General features: G+C 71.6%; 13 protein-coding genes and 1 pseudogene. 6 read left to right on the forward strand and 8 right to left on the reverse strand.

The features are described from left to right. Positions 1 to 116: 116 nt before the first annotated feature. The 8 genes from I4J89_RS02660 to I4J89_RS02695 form a co-directional block, all read right to left on the reverse strand. On the reverse strand, positions 117 to 881 hold the full coding sequence (locus I4J89_RS02660) for an L-type lectin-domain containing protein (RefSeq protein ID WP_196412158.1): 765 nt from the start codon (positions 879 to 881) through the stop codon (positions 117 to 119). Positions 882 to 964: 83 nt separating this feature from the next. Then, positions 965 to 2,074 carry an aromatic ring-hydroxylating oxygenase subunit alpha gene (locus I4J89_RS02665; RefSeq protein WP_196412159.1) on the reverse strand — a complete coding sequence of 370 codons (1,110 nt, stop codon included), beginning with the start codon at positions 2,072 to 2,074 and terminating at the stop codon, positions 965 to 967. A 6-nt stretch (positions 2,075 to 2,080) separates the two neighbouring features. Continuing rightward, entirely contained in the window at positions 2,081 to 3,262 is a 1,182-nt protein-coding gene (gene solA, locus I4J89_RS02670; protein WP_196412160.1) for an N-methyl-L-tryptophan oxidase, read from the reverse strand. A gap of 14 nt (positions 3,263 to 3,276) precedes the next feature. Further along, entirely contained in the window at positions 3,277 to 5,613 is a 2,337-nt protein-coding gene (locus I4J89_RS02675; RefSeq protein ID WP_196412161.1) for a GcvT family protein, read from the reverse strand. A gap of 3 nt (positions 5,614 to 5,616) precedes the next feature. Continuing rightward, entirely contained in the window at positions 5,617 to 6,567 is a 951-nt protein-coding gene (locus I4J89_RS02680; RefSeq protein WP_196412162.1) for an ABC transporter substrate-binding protein, read from the reverse strand. Continuing rightward, positions 6,564 to 8,372 (reverse strand): ABC transporter permease, encoded by a 1,809-nt coding sequence (locus I4J89_RS02685; protein ID WP_230858183.1) that lies wholly within the window; start codon positions 8,370 to 8,372, stop codon positions 6,564 to 6,566. The genes I4J89_RS02680 and I4J89_RS02685 overlap by 4 nt, the downstream gene beginning before the upstream one ends. Before the next feature lie 116 nt (positions 8,373 to 8,488). Further along, positions 8,489 to 9,523, reverse strand: a complete 1,035-nt coding sequence (locus tag I4J89_RS02690) for a quaternary amine ABC transporter ATP-binding protein (RefSeq protein WP_196412163.1) — start codon at positions 9,521 to 9,523, stop codon at positions 8,489 to 8,491. 4 nt (positions 9,524 to 9,527) lie between these two features. Further along, positions 9,528 to 11,009 (reverse strand): GMC family oxidoreductase, encoded by a 1,482-nt coding sequence (locus tag I4J89_RS02695; RefSeq protein ID WP_196412164.1) that lies wholly within the window; start codon positions 11,007 to 11,009, stop codon positions 9,528 to 9,530. A 176-nt stretch (positions 11,010 to 11,185) separates the two neighbouring features. Between I4J89_RS02695 and I4J89_RS02700 the strand changes: the two genes are divergently transcribed. From I4J89_RS02700 to I4J89_RS51385, 6 genes and pseudogenes are all read left to right on the forward strand, one after another. Further along, positions 11,186 to 11,947 carry a glycerophosphodiester phosphodiesterase family protein gene (locus I4J89_RS02700; protein ID WP_196412165.1) on the forward strand — a complete coding sequence of 254 codons (762 nt, stop codon included), beginning with the start codon at positions 11,186 to 11,188 and terminating at the stop codon, positions 11,945 to 11,947. Positions 11,948 to 12,360: 413 nt separating this feature from the next. Further along, positions 12,361 to 12,906, forward strand: a pseudogene (locus tag I4J89_RS49225) (hypothetical protein); the annotation flags it as partial. Positions 12,907 to 13,769: 863 nt separating this feature from the next. Continuing rightward, entirely contained in the window at positions 13,770 to 14,609 is an 840-nt protein-coding gene (locus I4J89_RS02710) for a siderophore-interacting protein (protein ID WP_196412167.1), read from the forward strand. A 71-nt stretch (positions 14,610 to 14,680) separates the two neighbouring features. Next, on the forward strand, positions 14,681 to 15,868 hold the full coding sequence (locus I4J89_RS02715) for a CynX/NimT family MFS transporter (protein WP_196412168.1): 1,188 nt from the start codon (positions 14,681 to 14,683) through the stop codon (positions 15,866 to 15,868). Between the two features lie 42 nt (positions 15,869 to 15,910). Beyond that, a complete protein-coding gene (locus tag I4J89_RS02720; RefSeq protein WP_196412169.1) occupies positions 15,911 to 16,687 on the forward strand; it encodes a class I SAM-dependent methyltransferase in 777 nt (258 codons plus the stop codon). A 197-nt stretch (positions 16,688 to 16,884) separates the two neighbouring features. Then, the gene (locus I4J89_RS51385; RefSeq protein ID WP_196412170.1) at positions 16,885 to 20,976 is read left to right on the forward strand and encodes an NACHT and WD repeat domain-containing protein; all 4,092 of its coding nucleotides are present in this window, start codon (positions 16,885 to 16,887) and stop codon (positions 20,974 to 20,976) included. The last annotated feature ends 155 nt before the right edge of the window (positions 20,977 to 21,131 follow it).

A 21,131-nucleotide genomic window follows, 5' to 3' on the forward strand; every position in this document is an offset into this window, starting at 1 on the left:
GGGCGGGGTGGAGCCGGCCCGGTCCGGGCCGGAGGCGTGGGTGCGGATGTCGGAAAGCGCGGGACAGATCCCGGAGGGGGACGAACGGACGGCCGGCGCCGAGGCGGCGCCGTCGCTCACGCCAGCGGCGCGTCGATCGTCCAGTCGTAGACGTCCTGGCGCGAGGTGACCTCGCCGGTGGCCGCGGTGAAACCGATCCAGCCGCTCTCGGTTCCGGCGCCCTCGGCCAGGTCCACGGTCTGGTCCAGCAGCAGTTCCTCGGCAGCGCCGGCCGTCAGCGAACGGACGTACACCTTGAGGTTGTGGGCGGCGGCGTCGTACCGCACCCGGGCCTGGAACGGCTTGCCGAGCAGCGGGATGGACGACTCGGCCATGGCGGAGTGGTGGTCCGGGTTGCCGCGGAGCACCACGGCGAGGTGGTTGCTGCTCGGATCCGGCGTGTTCTGGTAGGTGTCGAACTCCACCGCGACGCTGTCGCGAATGCCGCGGTAGCCGAGGCCACCGCCCCAGCCGCCGAGCGCGCGCGGTCCGGCGCCCTGTGCCAGGAAGGCGATACCGTCCGCGCCCGGCTTGCCGTGGTGCAGGTACGCCCTGAACGACGTCTCGAAGGACTCGGTCAGGTCGACCCGCTGGGTGGACCAGGCCGATCCCGCCTCTTTGTAACTGCCGTTGGTCAGCCGGATGACCCGGTTGTCGCCGCGGTCCGACGTCACCATGGCGGTGCCGTTGAGGGCGAGATTCTCCGCGTACCCGGCGTCGATCGGCCGGACGGTCAGGGCGGCGCCGTCGGTGGCCGAAGCGCCTCCGGCGTGTACCCCGGCCAGTATGGAGAGCAGGGCGGAAGCCAGGAGGCCGCCCCGCGCGATTCTGGAGGAACGCACGACATGCTCCGTTTCAGTGGGTTTGCCCTACTAAGACCTGGCAAAGGTAGGACAGACCACGGAGCCGCGTGACCGAGTCGCGGTTATTTACCCCCGATGGTTTCCCGCACCCACTGGTGGAATGTGGCGATGTGGTGCTCGCTGGGCACCAGGACGCCGCCGGCCGCGTACGCGCGCGACGCCATCCCGGGCTGGCAGCGCTCGCAGGCGTCGAAGTCCTGCTGATTCACCCGGTGAAAAAGCTCCACCGAGGGCCGCAGATCGGCTCCGGAGGCCACCACGTCCGGCCGGAACAACCAGTCGCACTCGACGATCGTGCGGTCCGCGGCGAGCGGGAACATCCGGTGCAGGATCACGTGATCCGGGACCAGGTTGACGAAGACCTGCGGCTTGATCGTGATCGCGTAGTACCGGCGGTCCTGCTCGTCGCTGATCGTCTCGATGGTGGCCAGGCCGCCGCTGCCGTCCACGGTGAACCCGTCGACGTCCGGGCCGAACTCGGCGCCGTGCCCGACGTAGTACTGCGCCGCGTACCCGCCGGCGAACTCGGGCAGCACGTGCACCAGCTCGGGATGGATGGTCGAGCAGTGGTAGCACTCCATGAAGTTCTCGACGATCAGCTTCCAGTTGGCCCGTACGTCGTAGCGGATCCGCCGGCCCACCGTCAGCGAGGCGAGCCGGTATCGCTCGATCGCGTCGAGGTCACCGAGCCGTTCCACGCAGGCACCCATCACGTCCCGCTCGAACGGCGGCGGCTCGTCGGCGAGGCAGACCCAGACGTATCCGAGCCACTCCCGGACGTGCACCCGGTGCAGGCCGTACTCGTCCCGGTCCACGTCCGGCATCTTCACCAGGTTGGGCGCGGCCACCAGCCGGCCGTCCAGGTCGTACGCCCACGCGTGGTACGTGCACCGGAAGTTGCGGCGCACCGAGCCGGACTCCTCCGCGCAGAGCTGCGCCCCGCGATGCCGGCAGACGTTCAGGAACGCTCGTGCGCCGCCGTCGCGACCCCGGCTGACCAGGACGTTCTCCCGCCCGACGGTCACCGTGCGAAACGCGCCGGGAGCGGCGAGGTCCGCGCCCCGGGCGGCGCAGAACCACATGCGTTCGAAGATCAGCTCTTGCTCACGGGCGAAGAGCGCGGGGTCGGTGTAGTAGCGGCCGGGGAGGGTGGGCAGCAGTGACGACGTCATGGGGCATCACTCCGCTTCAACGACGGTTTTCCTTCTGTTTTCCGCTGCGGGTAGGCGCAGCTGGGGGTGGAACAGGTCGATCGGGTGGGCGGTGGTTCCGGTGGTCGCCAGGTCGGCCAGGATCTCGCCGACCACCGGCACGAACTTGAATCCGTGCCCGGAGAACCCGCAGGCCACGGTGACCGCCTCGTGCGCGGGGTGGCGGCTGATCACGAAGTGCTCGTCGGGTGTGGTGCTGTACATGCAGGGCTCGCCGCGCAGCCACTCCCCGGGCAGGTCGGGCAGGATCCGCCCGGCGCCACGGGCCATCTCGTCGATCTCGGCCGGGTGCACCGAGGTGTCCAGAGCCTCCGGGGTGGTCTCGGTGCCCCGCCGGAAGAACGCGATCTTCGCTCCGCCGTCCGGGCCGTCGATCGCCGGGAAGCCGTACATCTGGCTGCCCTCGGCCGGTTCCCAGATGTAGATCGGGTGCCGGTCCGGCAGGAACGCATCGAGGTCGCCGCGCGGACGGAACCAGTGCTGGACCTGCCGCTCGATCCGGAACCGCACCCCGAGGTCGGCCAGCAGGCGGGGCGCCCACGGCCCGGGAGTGATCACGAGCTGGCCGGCGGTGTACTCGCCGGACGCCGTGCGTACCCGGACCCCGCCTCCGGCAGCCGGCTCCCAGGACTCCATCGGCTCGTGAAAACGCAGGTCGGCGCCGTGCTTGGTGGCCAGATCGAGCTGGGCGAGCACGGTTCGCTCGGGCCGGACGAACCCGGCCTTCGCCTCGTAGAGCGCCACCTCGTCCGGGGTGGGTGCCATCGTCGGGAAGCGCCGGCGCAGCTCAGCCGCGTCCAGCATCTCGTGCTCCAGTCCCCACTGCCGGGCGCTGGCCAGGGCACCCGAGACGGTACGGCTCTCCGGCCGCCCCACCATCACCCCGCCGGTCAGCGTGATCACGTCCCGGCCGGAGTCCGCCGCCAACCGGTCGTACAACTCGTAGGCCCGGAGCAGCAGCGGCACGTACTCCGCGCCCTCGAAGTAGGACTGCCGGGTGATCCGGGAGCCGCCGTGACTCGCTCCGCGATCGTGACCGGGACCGAACCGCTCCAGACCCAGCACCCGGTGCCCGCGGGCGGCCAGGTGATGGACCGCGGCACTGCCCATGCCGCCCAAGCCGGCAACGATCACGTCATATCCGGGCACGTCGGACTCCTTCGCTAGCGCCGCAGGCGCTCGTGTTTCGGGTCGAAGAGCGGTTCGGTGGCCACCGTGGCGAGCAGCCGCCGGTCGAAGTATCCGATCTCCACCTGTGTCCCCGGGACGGACAGCGCGGCGGGCAGCCAGGCGTACGCGATCGGGCCGCCGACCGTGTAGCCGTACGCCGCACTCGTCACATGGCCCACCGCGAAGCCGCCGGCGTACACCGGCTCGCGCCCCATCGGCATGTCCCCGGTGTCCACCATCGTCAGGCAGGTGAGCCGCCGGTCCGGCGGCGCCGCCGGCCGGGCCTCCGGGCGCACCGCGAAGCCCACCCCGGCCTGGAACGGATCGTCCTCGGCGGTCATGTCGACTCCCCAGGCTCGGTACCCCTTCTCCAGCCGCAGGCTGTTGAAGGCGAGCCGGCCCGCAGCGATCAGGCCCAGCTCCGGACCGGCCTCCCAGAGCGTGTCCCAGAGCCGCGGCCCGTACTCGGCCTCGGTGTAGATCTCCCAGCCCAGCTCGCCGACGTAGGACAGGCGCAGCATGGTGACCGGGACCATGCCCAGGTAGCCCTGCCGGACCTGGAAGTACTTGAAGGCCTCGGCCGAGACGTCCACGTCGGTGAGCGGGGCGACCAGCTCACGGGCGCGCGGTCCCCAGACCCCGACCCCGCAGGTGCCGCCGGTGACGTCGCGGACCGAGACCCCGGCGGGCGCGTGCCGCAGCAGCCAGTCCAGGTCGAGCGGGCCGTTCACGCCGACCTGGAAGCGGTCCTCGGCGAGCCGGGCCACGGTGATGTCGCTGCGCACGCCGCCGGCCTCGTCGAGCAGCAGGGTGTAGACCACGGTGCCCACCGGGCGGTCGACGTCGCCGCTGGTCAGGCCGTTGAGGAAGGAGACCGGGCCGATCACCTCGAGCCGGGTGAGCGGGGTCATGTCGTAGAGGGCGACCCGGCGCCGGGTGAGCCGGGCCTCGGTCTCGGCGATCGGGGACCAGTGCCGGGCGGACCACTCGTCGCGCGGCCGGAGCTCCTCGGGTGGCGGGTTCGTCGCGTACCAGAGGGGCCGCTCCCAGCCCATCGCCTCGCCGAACGTCGCGCCGAGCGCGACCTGCCGGGAGTGGAAGGGGCTGACCCGCAGGTTGCGCACCGCGGGCGGGTCCAGCGGATGGATGATGTCGTAGACCTCGACGAAGCTGCGGATCGCGCGTTTGCGTACGTAGCCGGGGGCGAGTTGGGCCGGGTCGAAGCGGTTGAGGTCGCACTCGTGCAGGTCGATGCCGGGCCGGCCGTCCACCAGCCACTCGGCGACGGCTTTCGCGGCGCCGGCCGAGTGGGTCACCCAGATCGCCTCGGCGACCCAGAAGCCGCGCAGGTCGCGGGCCTCGCCGAGCAGCGGGAAGCCGTCCACGGTGAAGGAGAAGACGCCGTTGAAGGCGTCGTCCAGGGCCGTACCGCGCAGCGCGGGAAGCAGCTCGGTCGCCGCCGACCAGGATTGTTTGAAGGCGTCCGGGGTGAACGGCAGCATCGACGGGTGCGCGTCGCCGGGCAGTTCGGCGAGGTCGACCGGCATCGGTTCGTGCAGGTAGGAGCCGATGCCCAGGCAGTCGCCGTGTGCCCGGAAGTACAGGTCGCGATCCTGGTGGCGCAGGATCGGCAGGTCGTCGGTGGCACCGGCCGAGGTGGTCCGGACGTACTGGTGGGCCATCGGCAGCAGTGGGATCGGCACGCCGGCGAGCTTGCCGATCTCCGGTCCCCAGAAGCCGGCGCAGCTCACCACGATGTCCGCGGGGTAGGTCTCGTCCGGCGTGCGTACGCCGGTGACGCGGCCTCGATCCGACAAGATCTCAGTTACCCGCATATTTCCGATGAATTGGGCGCCGTTCGTGATCGCGCGTCCGGCCTGCACCTCGGCGGCTTTCACCGCCGAGACGAGACCGTCGGAAGCCACGTGCAGCCCACCCAGAACGATCGACTTGTCGAGCAGGGGAAACAACGAGACGCACTCGTCGGCGTCGAGCACCGACGATGGGATCCCCCACGACTGACCGAACCCGAACCGCCGGTGCAACTCGGCGAGACGTGCCGAGGTGGTCGCCACCTCCAGACTCCCCACCGCCGAGAAGCACGCCAGCTCGGTGTACTTCTCCACGGTGTACCGGGCCATCCGGGCCATGGTCCGCGACGGGTTGGTCTGGAAGACCAGGCCGGGCGCGTGCGAGCTGGAGCCGCCGGTGACGAAGAGCGGCCCCTGCTCCAGCACCGTCACGTCGGTCCACCCGCGCCCGGTCAGCTCATCGGCGAGGGCGCAGCCGACCACCCCCGCGCCGATGATCACGACCTTGGGTCCGGGCACCGGTCAGTTCCCGGCCGGGATCCACGGTTTCCAGGTGGCCTCGTGCTCGGTCACCCACTTCTCGGCCGCCCGCTCCGGGGTCATGCCCTGGTTGGTCAGGTAGTCGGAGACCAGGTTCTGATCGTCGTTGGTCCACTTGAAGTTCTTCACCAGCTGGTACGCGGCCCCACCGGTGTCGGCGAACTTCTTGCTGACGATCTTGTCGAGGACGTATTCGGGGTAGTCGCAGGCCACCTTCTTCGGGTCGGCGTCACACCCGGCGGTGTACTCCGGCAGCTTCACCCGGACGTACTTCTCCTTCGCGAACAGCCACTGCGGCTCGTAGAAGTAGAAGAGCAGCGGCTTCTTCTGCGCGGTGGCCTGCTGGGCGGCCTTGATCAGGGCGGCCTCGCTGCCGGAGTAGACCACCTTGTAGTTCAGCTTCAGGTTGGCCACCAGCGCCTCGTCGTTGGTGACGTACGACGGGTCGCCGTCGAGGAGCTGGCCCTTGCCGCCGGACTCGGAGGTCTTGAACAGGCCGGCGTACTTGTTCAGGTTCTTCCAGTCGGTGATGTCCGGGTACTGGTCGGCCATCCACTGCGGGACGTACCAGCCGATGATGCCGGTGTTGCCGGTCGGGCCGGCGTCGACCGCGACCTTCTTCTCCTCGATGTAGGTCTTCTTCAGGTCGTCGTGACCCCAGTTCTCCACGATCGCGTCGACCTCGCCGGTCTCGAAGCCCTGCCAGGAGATCTCCTCCTTGAGGTTCTTCGTCTCGACGGTGTACCCGAGCTTCTTCTCCAGCAGGTACTCGATCACCGCGGCGTTCGACTCGTACCCCACCCAGGGGTTGATCGCCAGGTTGACCGTGCCCTTGCTGCCGGCGCTCGGCGCCGGATCGCCGGAGTCCGAGGTGGCGCCCTGGCAGCCCGCCGTGAGGAGAAGGCAGACGACCGCGACGTACGAGATTCTCATGAGGAAGGTCCCTTCGAACGATGAAACCCTTGGGTGAGCCGGTCCAGCAGGACGCCGAGCAGCACGATCGCGAAGCCCGCGGCCAGACCCCGGCCGAAGTCCTCGCGCTGGGAGAAACCTGCGACCACGTCATATCCGAGAGCGCCGGCGCCGACCAGGCCGCCGACGACGACCATTCCCAGCACCATGACGATCCCCTGGTTGGCGGCGAGCAGCAGACCGCCCCGGGCCATCGGCAACTGCACCTTCCAGAGCAGCTGCCGCGGCGTCGACCCGGCCGAGAGCGCGGCCTCCACCACCGTCGGCGGCACGTCCCGGATACCCCGTTCGACCAGCCGGACCACCGGCGGGACGGCGAAGATGACGGCCGCGACGATCGCGGTGAACCGGCTCGCGCCGAAGAGCGCGACCGCCGGCAGCAGGTAGACGAAGGACGGCATGGTCTGTGCCGCGTCCAGCAGTGGCCGGACCGCCGTGGCCAGCCGGTCGTGCCGGGCACAGGAGATACCGGCCCACACCCCGCCGAGCAGGGTCAGCGCGGTGGCCACCAGAACCGTGGCCAGGGTCTGCATGGCGTGCACCCAGAGCCCCAGCGCGGCCACCCCGACGGCCGCCGCCGCGGCGACCAGTGCCGCCCGCCACCCCGCGATCAGCAGGCCGAACCCGAGCACGAACAGCACGAACAGCCACCACGGGGTGGTCACGAGCAGGTTCTCCAGGGGATTGAGCAGGTAACCGGTGACCGTGTTCTTCAGCCATTCGGTGCCGGCGTACCAGTGCAGCTCCACCCAGGCGGTGAGCCGGTTGACCGGGGCCGCGAAGGAGAGGGCGGGCACCCGGTCACCGATCGGCAGCAGCACGACCAGCGCCGCGGCCGCGAGCACCGGCACGGCCAGCCGCCAGGGCAGCGGGCGCCGGCGGGACGCGGCCGTGGTCACCCGGTCCAGCACCACCGCCATGATCACGATGGCCAGGCCGGCGTCGAAGGCCGCGCCGACGTTCACCCGCTCGAGCGCCCGCACGATGTTCTGGCCCAGGCCCGGCGCGTCGATCAGCGCGGTCACCACCACCATGGAGAGGGCCACCATGATCGTCTGGTTGACCGCGAGGACCAGCACCGGGCGGGCCATCGGCAGCCGTACCTTGGTCAGCAGCTGCCACCGGGTCGAGCCCTGCGCGGCCGCCGCCTCCACCGTCACCGGCGCCACCCCGGCGATCCCGAGCTGAGTGATCCGGATGGTCACCGGCACGGCGTAGATCAGCGTCGCGATCACCGCGGCCGGCGAGCCGATCAGGAAGAGCAGCGTCATCGGCGCCAGGTAGGCGAAGGTGGGCAGGATCTGCATGACGTCGAGCACCGGGCGCAGCGCCGAGCCGATCCAGCGGACCCGCGCGGCGAGGATGCCGAGCGGCACCCCGATCAGCACCGACAGCAGCACCGCCGCCAGCGTCAGGGCCAGCGTGTCCACGCTCTCGGTCCACAGCCCCAGCACCGCGAAACTCAGGAAACCGGCGACCGCCAGCAGCGCGGCCCGCCATCCGGCGAGCACCAGCGACACCGCGCCGGCCACCGCGACCAGCCCGGCGAAGCCGAGCCCGGTCAGCGCCGCGCTCACCGCCTCCACCAGCAGCCGCACACCGAGCCGCAGGTAGTTCACGCCGAAGAGGAAGAGCGGATGACTGTCCCGGTTCGCGTCCACCCACTCCCGGACCGAGTCGAAGAACCGGAACGCGGCGGCATCCGCCGAATCCGCGGCCGGCGTCGAACGAAAGCCGAGATAGGCGCCGGCAGCCGCGACGACCAAGATCGCAAATATGGTACGAGTCGACCACGGTCCCCGGACTCCCCACCGATCTCCGCCGCCGGTCCGGCCCGCAGGGGGGCCGCCGGGCCGGAGCTCGGGGCGGGTCATGGTCGCGGTCACGTAGGTACCTGCCGGCGGTGGCCCAGCAGAGCGGGGAGCAGCTGTTCGGCGTCGACCACACCGACCCGCCGGTCGCCGTCGACCACCGGCACCGGGCGGCCGGATCTCAGCACTCGCGGCACCGCGTCACGGATCACCGTGTCCTGCGGAAGTGGTACGTCGTCGCACTCCTCGCCGTCCGCCGCCGGCCGGGTCACCCAGCGCAGGGTGAGCACGTCGGCGCGCGGGACGTCACGGACGAAGTCCGCCACGTACCCGTCCGCCGGCGCCCCGACCAGGTCCTCCGGCGCGCCGACCTGCACCAGCTCGCCGTCGCGCAGCACGGCGATCCGGTCGCCCAGGCTGAGCGCCTCGGTGAGGTCGTGGGTGATGAAGACAAGCGTCTTGCCGACCTCGGCGTGCAGGCGCCGCACCTCGGTCTGCATGTCCCGGCGGATCAGCGGGTCGAGCGCGCTGAACGGCTCGTCGAAGAGCAGCACCTCGGGATCGGTGGCCAGCGCCCGGGCCAGCCCGACCCGCTGCTGCATCCCGCCGGAGAGCTGCTCCGGTAACTGGTGCTCGTGCCCGGTGAGCCCGACCAGGGCCAGCATCTGGGCGGCCCGGCGATGCCGTTCGGCCCGCCCCACCCCCTGGATCTCCAGCCCGTACGCCACGTTGTCCAGGACCTGCCGGTGCGGCAGCAGGCCGAAGTGCTGGAACACCATCGCCACCCGGTGCCGGCGCAGCTCGCGCAGCCGTTTCGCGGACATCGCGCGGACCGGTTCGCCGTCCAGGCACACCTCCCCGCTGGTCGGCTCGATCAACCGGGTCAGGCAGCGGACCAGGGTGGACTTGCCGCTGCCGGACAGGCCCATCACCACGAAGACCTCGCCCGGCCGCACCTCGAAGCTGACGTCCCGCACCGCCACCAGACACCCGGTACGCTCCCGCAGCTCGGCCCGGGACAGACCGGCCAGCGGGGTGCCGACGACCCGGTCTGCCCGTGGCCCGAACACCTTCCACAGGTTTGTCACCGTGATCGCCGGGGTCACCGCGTCATCCCCGCCCGATCAGGTCAGCGGCGCGCTCTCCGATCATCAGCACCGCGACCATCGGGTTCACCGAGGTCATCGTCGGGAAGATCGAGGCGTCGGCGATCCGTACGTTGGGGAAGCCGGCCAGCCGCAGTTCCGGATCGACCACTGTGCCCGGGTCGTCCGGCGCGCCCATCCGGCAGGTGCCGGCCGGGTGGAAGACGGTGTGGTGCACCGCCCGCCCGTACGCCGAGAGCTCCTCGTCGGTATGCAGACGCGGGCCCGGCGCGATCTCCCGGGCGATCCACGAGGCGAACGGCTCGGTGGCCGCCACCTCACGGGCCAGCCGCAGGCCGTCCACGATCGTCCGCTCGTCGTACCCGCCGGGGTCGGTGAAGTAACGGAAGTCCAGCAGCGGCTTGAGTGCCGGGTCGGCGCCGGCCAGCGTCAGCCGGCCGACGCTGCGTGGTCGCGGCACGTTGGGGGTCATCCCGAAGCCGTGCGCCGGCACGTCGTAGCCGAGCCGCTCGGTGTTGACCGTGAACGGGATCTGGTAGAGGTGGAACATCAGGTCCGGGCGGGTGGCGGCCGGGTCCCGGCGGACGAACAGGCCGGCGTCCGAGTCCATCGCCGACATCGGCGGGATCGGCCGGCTCGCCTCCCAGAGGATCAGCGACTCCGGGTGATCGAGCAGGTGCTCGCCGACGCCCGGCAGGTCCTGGCGGACCGGTATGCCGAGTCGCTCCAGGTCCGCGGCCGGGCCGATGCCGGAGAGCAGCAGCAGTCGCGGGGTGTCGATCGCGCCGGCGCAGAGCACGTACTCCCGGCGGGCCCGGATCAGTTTGTCCCCCTCGTCGTCCCGGACGGTGACCCCACGCTCGGGATCCAGGTGGTACGCCCACGTCTCGGTCCGGATCGTCAGGTTGGGCCGGCCCAGATGCGGGTGCAGGTAGGCGACCGAGGCGGACGACCGGATCCCGGTCTCCGGGTGGTACCCGACCGGGAAGAACCCGGTGCCGTCCACGAACGGGCCCGCGTTGAAATCCTCGTGCACCGGCACCCCGAGCGCGGCATGGCACGCCGCGACGAAGTCGGCGGTCAGCGGGTTGCGGTCCCGCTCGGCCACCGGACTGATATTGATCGCCAGGCGCTTCCAGTAAGGCATCATCTCGTCGTACGACCAGCCGGCCGCTCCGGCTGTCACCCAATCGGTGAAATCTTCGGCCGGTGGCAAAAAGCTGATCATGGTGTTGTGCGACGAACACCCGCCCAGTACCCGCGCCCGCGAATGCCGGACATGTGAATTCCCGCGCGGCTGCTCGACGATCGGATAGTCGTAATCGAATCCGGTCTCCAGCAGGTTCAGCCAGTTGCGGAGCCGGAGGATGCGCTGGTCACCGACGTCGGACGGCCCACCCTCGATCAGGCAGACCCGGAGCCCGGGGTCGGCCGAGAGCCGCGACGCCACGACCGAACCGGCCGTACCCCCGCCGACGATCACCACGTCGTAATCGATCGTTTCCAGTTTGCGCCACCTTCCGGCGGAGTTTGCGCTCTGCGAAACAGGATCTTCAGCTCAGTGGCGGTGGTCAATGGCAGAAGGTGTCTTTTACTTCTGCGCAACAATCCGGCCGGGTCACGGCTCCCCGGCCGACACGATCGCCCCGGCATACTGCTGGCGTGGATCATCCGTACCTCGACGCCCCGGGACCGCTGGCCTTCGCGCACCGGGGCGGAGCCGCGGCCGGTGACGAGAACACCGCGGCGGCCTTCGAGCGGGCGATCAAACTCGGTTACCGGTACGTGGAGACCGACGTGCACGCGACCGCGGACGGCGTACCGGTCGTGATCCACGATCCGCGGCTGGACCGGGTCGCCGGGCGACCCGGCCGGGTGGCGAGCCTCACCTGGGCGGACCTGTCGACCGTACGGGTCGGCGGGGCGGCCGCCGTGCCCCGCCTCGACGAGGTCCTGGACGCCTGGCCGGAAATCCGGTTCAACGTCGACGTGAAGGACGACCGGGTCGTCGGGCCGGCCGTCGATGCGGTACGCCGTACCGCCGCCGAGGACCGGGTGCTGCTCGCCTCGTTCAGCGACTCCCGGCTGAACCGGGTACGCGCGCTGGCGGGCCCGCGGGTCGCGACCTCGCTCGGCATGCGCGGCATCGCCCGGCTCCGGATCGCCTCGACCGCCGGCCTGCCCCTGCGCCTGCCCTCGTCGGTGGTCGCCGCCCAGATCCCGGTACGGCATCGCCGGATAACCGTGCTGACTCCGCGATTTCTCGCCTATCTGCACCGGCTGGGTCTAGCGGTGCACGTCTGGACGATAGACGATCCGAATGAAATGAATAAGCTCCTCGATATGGGCGTCGACGGCATAATGACCGACCGCGTCGACGTGCTCCGGGACATTTTCGCCGCGCGCGGGCTCTGGCCGGCGTAGGGAACTACCGCCTCGGCAGCCCGTCGGCTAACGTCCCAGGTCGGCGTTGTAGGACCATGATCACGTGAACCGCGGACATCATCCGAACGGATGATGCCGGGGGTTCAAGGTCGGACCCATATTTCTTCCTTAAGTTCCGGACAAGAATCAGTTAATTCACAGCCTGGAATTGATTTCTGTGAGAGGTGCTCTTAACGTCTGGGCGTCGGCGCCGCAGGGGTGGCCGAAGTCCTGGAATTCGGGGAAAAGAAGGTCACGTCATGCGAAGCTCGGGTCACCGACGCACCCGGATCCTGGCCGCCGGAGCAGTTCTCATCGCCGTCGGCGGTGTCATCGGATTCACGCAGTTCGCTCAGGCTGACGACACCGCCTCCACGAAGGCGGCCACCGAGAGCGGCGCCGGCAAGGTGGTCGGCAACAACCTGACGATCCTCACCGACACGTGCATCGACAGCCAGCTGGAGCGGCACGACGGCTTCCAGAAGGGCAACCGGTGCGTCTCCACCGAGTTCGGTGAGGTCGGCGCGGCCGCCAACAACCCGACGCTGCTGATCGCCGAGGCCCCCCGCAGCGTCACGGTCGGCACCCCGTTCACCCTCCGGGTCAGCACCCGCAACCTGATCCGCGACCGGTTCCTCGCGGCCGGCCAGGGCGGCTACTACGTGGAGAGCAGCGTCCTGCAGAACGGCCTGGTCCGCGGCCACTTCCACAGTGCCTGCCGGATGCTGGCCAGCACCAACGAGGCGCCCGACCCCGCGCCGGTGTCGGCCTTCTTCGTCGCCACCGAGGACCGCCAGGGCAGTGCCACCCCGGACACGGTCACCATCCAGGTGCCCGGTCTGCCTCAGGAGGGCACCGCTCAGTGCTCATCGTGGGCCGGTGACGGTTCGCACCGGATCCCGATGATGGAGCGCGCCAACCAGACCCCGGCGATCGACTCCGTCCGCATCACCGTCCGCGCCGCCGGCAACAACAACGGCGGCGGCGGCAACACGGGCGGCGGCGGCAACACCGGCGGCGGTAACAACAACGGCGGCGGCGGCAACACCGGCGGCGGTAACAACAACGGCGGCGGCGGCAACACCGGCGGAGGCAACGACACCAACAGCGGCGGCGTGACGCCGGCGCCGTCGAAGCCCACCGCCACCAGCCCGGCCGCGCCGAAGCCGAACGCCACCACCAAGACGACCACCAAGCCCGCCACCCCGCGCACCAACTCGACGACGAAGGCCCCCGAGACCCGCGACGACGAGGGCACCTCGACCTCGGAGAACGAGTCCTCGACCGAGTCGCCGAACCAGAACGAGAACGAGAACCCGGGCACCACCGGGAACGAGCAGAACAACGCGGAGTCGACGGAATCCGAGGAGACCGTCACGCCGAAGAGCACCAAGAAGGCCGCCAAGCCGCAGCCGACCGAGACCGAGGAGACCGACGGTCCGGCTCTCGCCGCCGGCGACGACGGTGCCCCCGACGACTACCAGTACGACCCGGCCACCGAGGACAAGACCGTGGCCGAGCCGCCCGCCGAGCAGGGTGGACCGATCGCCCTGATCAGCAACAACATCGCCTGGGTCGGCGGTGGCGCGGTGCTCCTGCTGGTCGCTCTGATCGCGGTCGCCTTCGCCCGCAGCCGTCCCCGCACCTGGCGCTGACCCCGCCACCACCCCGCACAGACGGGCAGGACCTCCGCAGAGGTCCTGCCCGTCGTCGTGTCAAGCCTCGCCTGGAAACCTCGAAATACCTGTCGCGGCACGGTTGATCGGCGAGATGAAGGGTAGCCTTACCTGCTGATCGTCCCCCTTGGCAGTGAGGTGCAGTTATGGCGAACCGACCGGCGCGTCCGTGCCACGAGGGAGTGGTCACCCGGGTCGAGCAGCTGACCCCGCACATGGTCCGTGTGGTGGTCGGTGGTGACGCTCTGGCCCGGATCGAGGCCGGGCAGTTCACCGACCACTACATCAAGGTGCACTTCCCCCGGCCCGGCGTCGACTATCCGGCACCCTTCGACATGGGCGTCATCCGCGAGTCGATGCCGCGCGAGACGTGGCCCACCGTCCGGACGTACACGGTGCGCAGATGGCTGCCCGAGATCCCGGAGATGTGGGTCGACTTCGTGGTGCACGGCGACTCCGGCATCGCCGGGCCGTGGGCGGCGCGGGCCAAGCCCGGTGACCCCTTCCGGTTCATGGGCCCCGGCGGCGGTTACGCCCCCAGCCCGGACGCCGGGTGGCATCTGCTGGCCGGCGACGAGAGCGCCCTGCCGGCCATCGCCGCCGCGCTGGAGGGCATGCCGGACGGCGCGCCGGTGAAGGCGTTCATCGAGGTCGAGGGACCGGCCGAGGAGCAGAAGCTGGAGACCGCGGGCAACGCGGAGATCACCTGGCTGCACCGGGGCGCCCGGCCGGTCGGCCAGCTGCTCTGCGACGCGGTGCGCGGCATGGCCTTCCCGGAGGGCCGGGTGCAAGCCTTCGTGCACGGCGAGGCCACGTTCGTCCGTGACCTCCGCGGTCACCTGCGGCTGGACCGGGGGCTGACGATGGATCAGCTCTCCATCTCCGGCTACTGGCGGCGCGGCATGAACGAGGACGGCTGGCAGTCCAGCAAGCGCGAGTGGAACGAGCAGGTCGAGCGTGAGCAGGAAGTCACCGCCACGGTGTAAGTAGCGAAGGCCGGGTGTGACCGTACACACCTCGCCGGGCGTCCGGCCTGCCACCGGACCATGATGGGGCCGTGGTGCTCCGGGAAGAACAGGCGGTCAGCCGCCGGCAGGGACAACTCCTCACGCTCGTCGCGATCCTGCTCGCGGCGGTGAACCTGCGACTCGCCGTCACCAGCATCGGACCGGTGCTGACCGAGATCCGCGCCGGGCTCGGCATGAGCGGGACCATGGCGGGACTGCTGACGTCCGTACCGGTGCTCTGTTTCGCCTCGATCGGCCTGGCCGCGCCCCGCCTGGCCGGCCGCTTCGGCGCCGCGCCGGTCATCCTCGGCGGCCTGCTGCTGCTCAGCGCCGGCCTGGCGGTCCGGCCCTTCGCCGGCGGACCGGTGCTGTTCCTGCTGCTCAGTGCGGTGGCGATGGCCGGGATCGCGCTTGTCAACGTGCTGCTGCCGTCGGTCGTCAAGGACCAGTTCCCGGACCAGGTCGGCACCGTCACCGGCCTCTACACGGTGGCGCTCAGCGTGGGCGCGGCCACGGCCGCCGCCGCGACCGTGCCGCTGACCAACACCTTCGGCGACTGGCGGCTCGGCCTGGCCTGCTGGACGCTGGCCGCGCTCGTCGCGCTCCCGCCGTGGCTGCTGATCTCCCGGATCCCGGCCAAGAGCACCGCCCAGGATCAAAACCTGCCTCCAGTACGGGTGAGCCGGCACCCCGTCGCCTGGGCACTGGTCTGCTACTTCGGCGTGCAGTCGACCTCGGCGTACGTGATCATCGGCTGGCTGCCGCAGATCTACCGCGACGCCGGCATCTCGGCCGAGCTGGCCGGCGTGCTGTTCGCCGTCACCTCGTTCCTCGGCATTCCGCTGTCGTTCCTGCTCTCCGCGCTCGCCGGCCGGTTGCGCGGCCAGAGCCTCATCGCGATGGTCCTGGGCCTGTTCGGCATCGCCGGATGGGCCGGCCTATGGGCCGCGCCGGCCGCCGCCCCCTGGCTCTGGGCGATCTTCCTGGGTGTCGCCAACACAGCGTTCCCGCTGGTCCTGACGATGATCACGCTGCGCGGCCGCAATCCGGCGACGGTGGTCCGGCTCTCCGGGTTCGCCCAGGGCGTCGGCTACCTGATCGCCATCCCGGGTCTCATCCTGATCGGCGCGCTGCACGACGCGACCGGCGGGTGGCGCGTGCCGCTCGCGCTGATGACCGTGCTGATGGTCCCGCAGATCATCGCCGGCGTGGCCGCCGGCCGGGACCGCCAGGTCTGATTCCGCCGGCCGATCTCTCCGCTCGCGGCGTAGGGTGCGGCAATGGTGCGGACGGTCTGGGAGTCCGGCAACGCGTACGAGGCGTATGTCGGAAGGTGGAGCCGGCGGGTCGCCGAGGCCTTCGTGTCCTGGCTTGACGTGCCGCCGGACCGGCGCTGGCTCGACGTCGGATGCGGGACCGGAGCCCTGAGCGCCCGGATCGCCGGCACCGCCCAGCCGGCCCGGCTGGTCGGTGTCGACCGCTCCACCGGTTTCCTCGCCTCCGCCCGCGCGGGCGGGCTGCGGTGTTGCGCGGGCGACGCCGCCGCGCTGCCGCTGGCCGGAGGCGGCTTCGACGCGGTGGTCAGCGGTCTGGCGCTCAACTTCGTCAACCGGCCGGAGGTGGCGGTCCGGGAGTTCGCCCGGGTCGCCGCTCCGGGTGGGGTGGTGGCCGCCTACGTCTGGGACTACGCGGGCGGGATGGAAATGATGGGCCACTTCTGGTCGGCGGCCGCCGAACTCGACCCGGCCGCCGCCGAGCTCGCCGAGAGTCTCCGCTTCGACCTGTGCCGGGATGATGCGCTGACGGAGCTCTGGTCCGCGGCGGGACTGCACGCCGTATCGACCCACCGGATCGTGATCCCCACCGTGTTCGCCGACTTCGACGACTACTGGGAGCCGTTCCTGGGCGGTCAGGGTCCCGCTCCCGGCTACGTCGCCACCCGTACCGGCCCGGACCGCGAAGCCCTCCGTGAGCTGCTGCGTTGCCGCCTCCCGGCCCGCACCGACGGCTCCATCGCGCTGACCGCCGCCGCCTGGGCCGTCCGCGGCACCCGCTGACCCGGCGCGGGGCTCGGAGGGTCGGGCGCGACCACCTGCATGGGCCCGGCGGGCGCGCTGGGGCCCGGACCGGTGCTCACCTCGCGCGGCTCGGCGGGACTGCCGATTCGGCGTACCGATGAATTGAATCGCCGGCTCGCACCGCAGTGCCATCATGGGACGCCGAAGCGTATCGATGTCCATGAAGGATGGCGACCGTGCGCGAACCGGACACCAGCCCCGCGGCCGAACGAGCCCGCGCGGGCGTGCGCGCCTGGGTACGGGACGCCGGCCGGCGCACCCGGACACGGGTGCGGTCGGCCGGCCCGTACGCGATCTTCGCCTTTCTCACCGCCTCGGTCGTCGCGCCGATCGCCGGCGCCGGGCTCGGCGCGCCCGCGGAGTTCTCCTCCGCGCTGGACCAGCTCGGCGGGGTGGGCAGCAACTTCCTCTCCGACACCCTGGCCGGCGCCGCCCGCAAGCTGCGGGAGAGCCAACCGGACGCGACCGAGGAACAGTGGCGCGAAGCGATCGCGGCCGATCTGCTCCCCCGGCTGGCCGCCGCCGACGAGCAAGGGCGTGCCCTGCACGAGGAGATCTCGCGGGTGCTGCGCGAGGTGGACGCGGTCGGCACGGCGATCTCCGAGGCCGCGATCACCGACGAGGAGTTGCGGCACATCCTGGAGGCGGCGTTCCAGGAGCTGGGCACGGATGTCGGCGAGCTGCACTGGATGCTCGCCGACGTGCGGCAGAGCGTGGACGGCCTGCGGCAGCAGCTCGCCACGCAGAGCCGGTCCCTGCATCAGCAGCTGGCCGAGGTCCGGCGCCACCTGATCGCTCTCGCCCGGGAACAGCTGCCGCCCGGTGACCTGATGCCGGCCGACGTGCCGCCGGGCGCGGTTCCGCCGTACCCGGGGCTGGCCAGCTTCCAGCCCGAGGACGCGCCCTGGTTCCGGGGTCGCGAGCAACAGGTGGCCGAGTTGCTCGGGCGGCTGGCCGAGCAGGCCGTCGGCGGGCCGCCGCTGGTGATCACCGGGGTTTCCGGCGCCGGGAAGTCCTCGCTGGTCCGGGCGGGTCTGCTACCCGGCATCGCCGGGGGCACGCTGGGCACCGAGGCGGCGGCCTGGCCGTGGGTTCTGACCACCCCGGGGGTACGCCCACTCGCGGACCTGGAACAGCGGTTGCGGTCGGTGGCCGAAGTGGACGGCGGCGGGCGGCGGCGGCTGACCGAACTGGCCGCGAAGGCCACCGCCGAGGGCCGCCGCCCGGTGATCGTCGTCGACCAGTTCGAGGAGCTCTTCACCCAGTGCCCGGACCCGGCCGAGCGGCTCGCCTACGCGGCCGCGCTGACCGACCTGGCACCGGCGCTCGTGGTGATCGCGGTCCGCTCGGACTTCTACCCGGCCTGCGCCGAGCTGCCCCCGCTGGCCAAGGTGCTGGCCGCCGGGCACGTCGTCCTCGGGCCGCTGGACGCCGAGGCGATCCGCCGGGCCGTCGTGGAGCCCGCCGAACAGACCGGCCTCAGCGTCGAGCCGGGCCTGCCCGACCTGCTGCTGCGAGACCTGGACGCCGGCGGCCGGGACGGTTACGAGCCGGGAGCGCTGCCGCTGCTGGCCCACGCCCTGCGAGCCACCTGGGATCGGCGGGAAGGTGCCCGGCTCACGGTCGAGGCGTACCGGGCGACCGGCGGGATCCGGCACGCCGTCGCGGAGACCGCCGAGCGGATCTATCTGGAGCTCCCGGACGAGGATCGGGACCGGCTGCGGCAGGCCCTGCTCGCGCTGGTCACCGTGACGGCCAGCGGTACGGTCGTGCGCCGCCGGGGCGAGCGGGCCGCCACCGACTCGCGGGTGCTGCGCCGCCTGGTGAAGGCCCGGCTGGTCACGGTCGGCGCGGAGACCGTGGAGATCAGCCACGAGGCGCTGCTGACCAGCTGGCCCCGGCTGGCGGGCTGGCTGGCCGAGGCCCGCGAGGATCTGCTCCTGCGGCAGCAGGTGACCGAGGCGGCCCGGGACTGGGAGCGTTCCGGCCGGGACCCGGACCTGCTGCCTCGTGGCTCACGGCTGCTCGCGGCCCGGGAGCGGGTGCCGGGCGGGGACGGCGTACCGCCGGTGGTCGGTGAGTACCTGGCGGCGGGGTGGGCGGCGGCGGAGCACGAGGAGGAGACCCGGCGCCGGAGCACCCGGCGGTTGCGGCGGCTGGCCGCCGGGCTGGCCGTGGCGTTACTGCTGGCGGTGGGTGGCGGGGTGTTCGCGCTGGACCAGCGCGAGGACGCGGAGGCGAACCGGCGGGCGGCGGTCTCCCGGCAGCTGGCGGCCGAGGCGCTGGGCGTGCTCGAGGACGACGAGAGCACCGCGGTGCGCAAAGCACTCGACGCGTGGCAGGCCGGGCAGACCGTGGAGGCACGCGGTGCCCTGCTCTCCGCCCAGCAGGCGCGTTTCGCGGGTCGCCTCGGCACCGGACCGGGCGGCTGGTCCGCGGCGGTCAGCCCGGACGGGACGCGGATCGCGGTGGGCGGCAGCGACGGGACCACTCAGCTCTGGGACGCGACCACCTTCACCCCGATTGGGAAGCCGCTGGCCTATCCGAAGCGGCTGTCGGTGAACACCGTGGCGTTCTCGACGGACGGCCGGTTCCTGGCCACCGGCGCGCTGATGAACCCGGGCGTGAAGGTGTGGGACGCCGGCACCGGACGGCTGCTGCGCGACCTCCCGGCGTACGGTGCGGCCGCCTGGATTCCGGGCACGACCACCCTGGTGGCCACCTGGGCCGTGGACAGGGCGCAGCTGGGTGTCTGGGACGCGGAGACCGGCGAGCGGACCAAGGCGATCCCGGCCGGGCCGACAAGCGGTTACGACGTCGCGGTGAGTCCCGACGGACGGTTCGTCGCGGAGACCGGGCACGACGGGGACGCACAGGTCTGGCGGCTCGGCGACGGCGGCCTGGCGATGACCGCCCCCGGTGCGCTGCATGCGGCGTTCGCGCCGGACGGGACACTGGTCACCAACGAGCTCACGGCCGGCAACGAAGGGCGGCTGTTCCACTGGGAAGTGCCCTCCGGCCGGCGGATCCGGGAGCTCACGGCGGAGACGGCCGCGACGCCCCCACCACGGCCGATCACCGTCACGCCGGATGGCATGGTGATCACCGGCGGGATCCGGCGCACCGCCCGGTTGTTGTCGCTCACCAGTGACGTCACGGGTTCACTGAGCACCGGACAGGCGGCCTTCGGCACCGGCGCGGCTTCGGGGAACGGCCAGGTCGTCGTGGTCACCGCGCCGGACGCTCCGACCGTGGTCTACCGGCGGGTGACGAACACCCTGAACACCGACGGCTCGGTCTACGACGTCGCGTTCTCCCCGGACGGCCGGCGATTCGCCGCGGGCGGCACGGACGGCAAGGTACGCGTCTGGGACACCACCACCCGGGAATCGGTCATCTCGTTCCGGCCGGCCGGGATGATCAGCGGGCTGGTCTACGCGGGCGGTGGTGTGCTCGGCGTGGCGACCCTGGCCGGCACCCTGGAGATCTGGGACGAGCAGGGCCGGCGTCAGGCTTCGGCGAAGCTCGGCGCCGAGCCGAAGGACCTGGCCGTCTCGCGCGACGGCGAACTCCTCGCGGTCTCGATCGGGCCGGACACCGGCGACGATCCGGGCACCGTGGCGTCCAGTGTGGAGCTCTACGACGTCCGGGAACGGCGCTTCCGCGGCAGCATCGCGCTCGGCGAGGACACCGCGTATGCGGTCACCTTCTCCGCCGACGGGGCCACCGTGCACACCGCGGTCACCATCGGCGACCCTGAGGAGAAGAGCGTCCGTTCCGAACTGCGGTCCTGGCGAACGACGGATCTGGGCTCGACCGGCGTGCACGCTCTCGGCGGCCAGCAGGTTCTGGACCTCGCCGTGACACCGGACGGGCAATCGATGGCGATCGCCGGGACCGGCCGGGTGATCGACGTCCGCACCGGCGACGGTGCCGGGTCCCGCTGGCGGTCGCAGGCCCAGCCGAGCCAGGTCGATCGAGTGGCCTTCTCCCCGGACGGCGGGACCCTGGCGGCCACCACCATCGGCGGCCCGATCCGCCTGTGGGACGCCCGCGGCCACGAGATGACGGCGATCCTCCAGGGACATGCCGCCACGGTGGCCTCGCTCGCCTTCTCGCCGGACAGCGCGCTTCTGGCGAGCGGTGGGACCGATACTCAGGTCGGGGTGTGGTCGCTGGATCCCGCGGTGGCGGTACGCCGGCTCTGCGCGATCGCGGTGCCGCTCAGCCGTACCGACGGCGGCCCGGTCTCACCGCTGTGCCGCTGAACCACCCACACCGCCGTCACCACCAGGCCTCCTTCGACCAGGTAGCGACCGTGCAGGGCGGTGAGCGGCGGTCCGCCGTCGAGCCGGGTGCCGGGGGGGGGCCCCCCGGGGGGGGGGGGGGCGGGGGGGGGGGGGGCCGGGCGGGGGGCGGGGGG

This window comes from Actinoplanes aureus, assembly GCF_015704865.1.
Lineage (GTDB): Bacteria > Actinomycetota > Actinomycetes > Mycobacteriales > Micromonosporaceae > Actinoplanes > Actinoplanes aureus.

What these genes read in the sequence shown, in the direction of transcription:
- I4J89_RS02665 (WP_196412159.1), bottom strand. Translation starts at nt 2,074, where the DNA reads ATGACGTCGTCACTGCTGCCCACCCTCCCCGGCCGCTACTACACCGAC.
- I4J89_RS02680 (WP_196412162.1), bottom strand. Translation starts at nt 6,567, where the DNA reads ATGAGAATCTCGTACGTCGCGGTCGTCTGCCTTCTCCTCACGGCGGGC.
- I4J89_RS02710 (WP_196412167.1), top strand. Translation starts at nt 13,770, where the DNA reads ATGGCGAACCGACCGGCGCGTCCGTGCCACGAGGGAGTGGTCACCCGG.
- I4J89_RS02720 (WP_196412169.1), top strand. Translation starts at nt 15,911, where the DNA reads ATGGTGCGGACGGTCTGGGAGTCCGGCAACGCGTACGAGGCGTATGTC.